The 2,423-nt window shown below is 50.6% G+C and carries 4 protein-coding genes; all 4 read right to left on the bottom strand.

Features of this window, described 5'->3' with window-relative positions:
• Positions 1-275 (bottom strand): hypothetical protein (locus AB4Z11_RS29505; RefSeq protein ID WP_442029404.1); only part of this gene is annotated, 275 nt, incomplete at its 3' end.
• Between the two features lie 336 nt (positions 276-611).
• A complete protein-coding gene (locus AB4Z11_RS29500) occupies positions 612-1,208 on the bottom strand; it encodes a hypothetical protein (RefSeq protein ID WP_442029402.1) in 597 nt (198 codons plus the stop codon).
• A 50-nt stretch (positions 1,209-1,258) separates the two neighbouring features.
• Positions 1,259-1,708, bottom strand: coding sequence for a hypothetical protein (locus AB4Z11_RS29495; RefSeq protein ID WP_442029400.1), 450 nt, complete (start codon positions 1,706-1,708; stop codon positions 1,259-1,261).
• Positions 1,708-2,406, bottom strand: a complete 699-nt coding sequence (locus AB4Z11_RS29490; protein ID WP_442029398.1) for a hypothetical protein — start codon at positions 2,404-2,406, stop codon at positions 1,708-1,710. The genes AB4Z11_RS29495 and AB4Z11_RS29490 overlap by 1 nt, the downstream gene beginning before the upstream one ends.
• Positions 2,407-2,423: the final 17 nt, after the last annotated feature.

The following is a 2,423-nucleotide window of genomic DNA, read 5'->3' as shown; positions in this document are numbered from 1 at the left end:
TCGACCGACGCGTCCTCCGACTGATGAGGCTTCGGCGTAGTCATCACCGATTTGTGCTGTGATTTCGTAGGAGTCGAAGGTGCGGGTGTCCTCGGAACTGCCTGAGTATCAGATGGCTTCTTCCACTTGGACTGCAAATACACAAAGCCGGCGACGACCGCAGCGAAACCAAGAACAATGAGAACAGGCGTAGGTAGCGAAAACAATCCGAACAGCACTACTACAATGACGCCTCCGACTATCGAGTCAGCTCCACTCTTTTTTTTCTTGGCCATTGCGGCTCCTCGTCCTAACAAAGATGAAAGCTATCCCGCACGCATTGGAAATAGCCATCAGGTAATTTGCCTTTTTGAAGTGAAAAAGGCAACCCTTATTAGAAGCTCGTCACATAGCGGCCACAGCATAAAATTGGAATTAAAGTCTGAGACTATGTCGGCAGAATGCATGTACCCTTTAGGGCGTCCTCGGGCGTGATTATGTGTGAGTATTTCCGACGAAAACAGTCGCGCGCTGGGCGCCAGTGGTGGCGCAAGGTGATCCGGTCTATGCCGCTGCAGACTCCTCCCCTCGAACGCCCCTCCGTATGGCGGGGCTATCATTTGAGGACATAATTACCGCATCAGCTTTGGCGCCAACCATTCAACAATCTTGGATGATGCTTCCGCTACCTCGCTCCGATACGAGTCGGGTTGATCGGCCTCCAAGACGTCGTAAAGAATATCCCGCGCTTTGCCTTGCGCTTTTTCTGCAGCAAACTTTACAGTCGCCAAAGCCTCCGGATTGATCGAAGTGAGGTAATTGTAGACGCTGCGGCGGAGCTCCTTCTCCAGTTCAAACAGCGTTGACCAGAGAGGCAGGAGCTCGGCACCATTCTTCCATACCACCCTTGCCTCGAGGATGGCGGACTCGAGAATATCGCGCTCAGTCACCACGGCATCCCAGCGCTTCTTGTACTCTACCGCTATGCCGTCAAATCTCGCCTTCTCGGCGTCGGATAGTTTGACAGGTCGATCTTTCATCTCGAACCAGATTAGGGGATTTCGCACTCCGTCAATGGCGCTTTGATACTTCGCGACCGCCAGCGCGATCTGACGGGCTAGCGCAAAGTCCTGCTGACCTCGAAACTGACGCTGCCAAGTTGTTAAACCCTTTGTGGCGATAGAGGCCGCATAAACAGCCGCGCCCGCCGTTATTACATCCTTCGACAAAGCCAGATATGTGCACTTCCGCAAACGTCAACATAGATTCCATTTCTCAGCTATTTGCCCCGAGATGCTGTTTCACCTTCTGTAATGCTCTTCTCAATTTTCTTCACAGTGCGCTTAGTTGTCTGACTAAGCGCGACGTTGCTTGAAACGCGCTCAATTAAGTTCCGGTATTGTTGACGACGTTCCGCCTGAGTAAAGTTGCCACGATCAATTAGGTCGAGAGCCTGATCAATGGCGTCGTTCCCGATTGCCTTCTGTTTAAAAAGAGACGTGATGGTCGGGGAATGCATAATCAGAATCCCGAGCGTTATCCAGCCCCACCAAGGCGCCCCGGAAAAGTCGGCAAACTCTATAGATTTAAGCGCTGGAGCGAATAGTCTTGCTGTAAATCCAAGAGTGCAACCAAGTATGACGCCTAAGCCTGTACGAGCAGGATACTTTGTGAAGATAATATCAAGTGCGCGATTGAGGATACGCGAGCCGGAGTCTACGTTGTCCATTAGATACTCACTCCGCCGGGCGTAAAATGCGGCTTCGCGTTGCCTAGCTCCTTCTCCTGTGGAAGCAGTGCTTTTCGAAGGTTTCCATCGCCGTCTGTAAAATCAATGTCATCTGAGTTTTTCACAATGAAATCGATGAGTTCTCGTGCTTCAAAGCTTGTTGTCCCAAATAAACCGTTGCGGATTCTATACTGAACCACGGCCTCCTTTAGCACGAGCAGACCCAACGCTGCGATTGAGACCGTCGCGAACTGAAGTAAGTCAAGATCCGGGAACCTCAAGCTAAGGATTGAGAGTACGGTGGCAGAGGCTAGCAGCGCCAGCTTTACTCCTGAATGTCGCTCCTTAAACCTTCTCAAATAGGTTAGGGAGAGAGCCGCGTCCCTCGCCGCGACGACTCGCTCGGATATGGCTAATCCCATTATCCGAACAGTTGCTGAGGTCACGGATATTTCAATATCGACGATAGAATTTGTTAGTAGATCGGTGAGGATGTTGAGCACAAAATAGCCTGCTACAACCAAAATCAGGACGACAACAGAATAATTGGAATCTTCGCGAAAGACTTTGAAAAGAAACGGCATCACTGCCCCGACTAAGCCCATTGCAATTGAAATGACTGTACGATGAACATGCGGCGAAACAACCTTTGCTAGTTTAGCTAGAAGGCTGAGGTGTTCGTTATCTTGATCGTCCATGGAGTATCGCCTTTCGT

The sequence above is a fragment of the Pseudoduganella sp. RAF53_2 genome (assembly GCF_052113985.1).
Lineage (GTDB): Bacteria > Pseudomonadota > Gammaproteobacteria > Burkholderiales > Burkholderiaceae_D > Rugamonas.
This window is presented reverse-complemented; position numbering and strand designations above follow the sequence as displayed.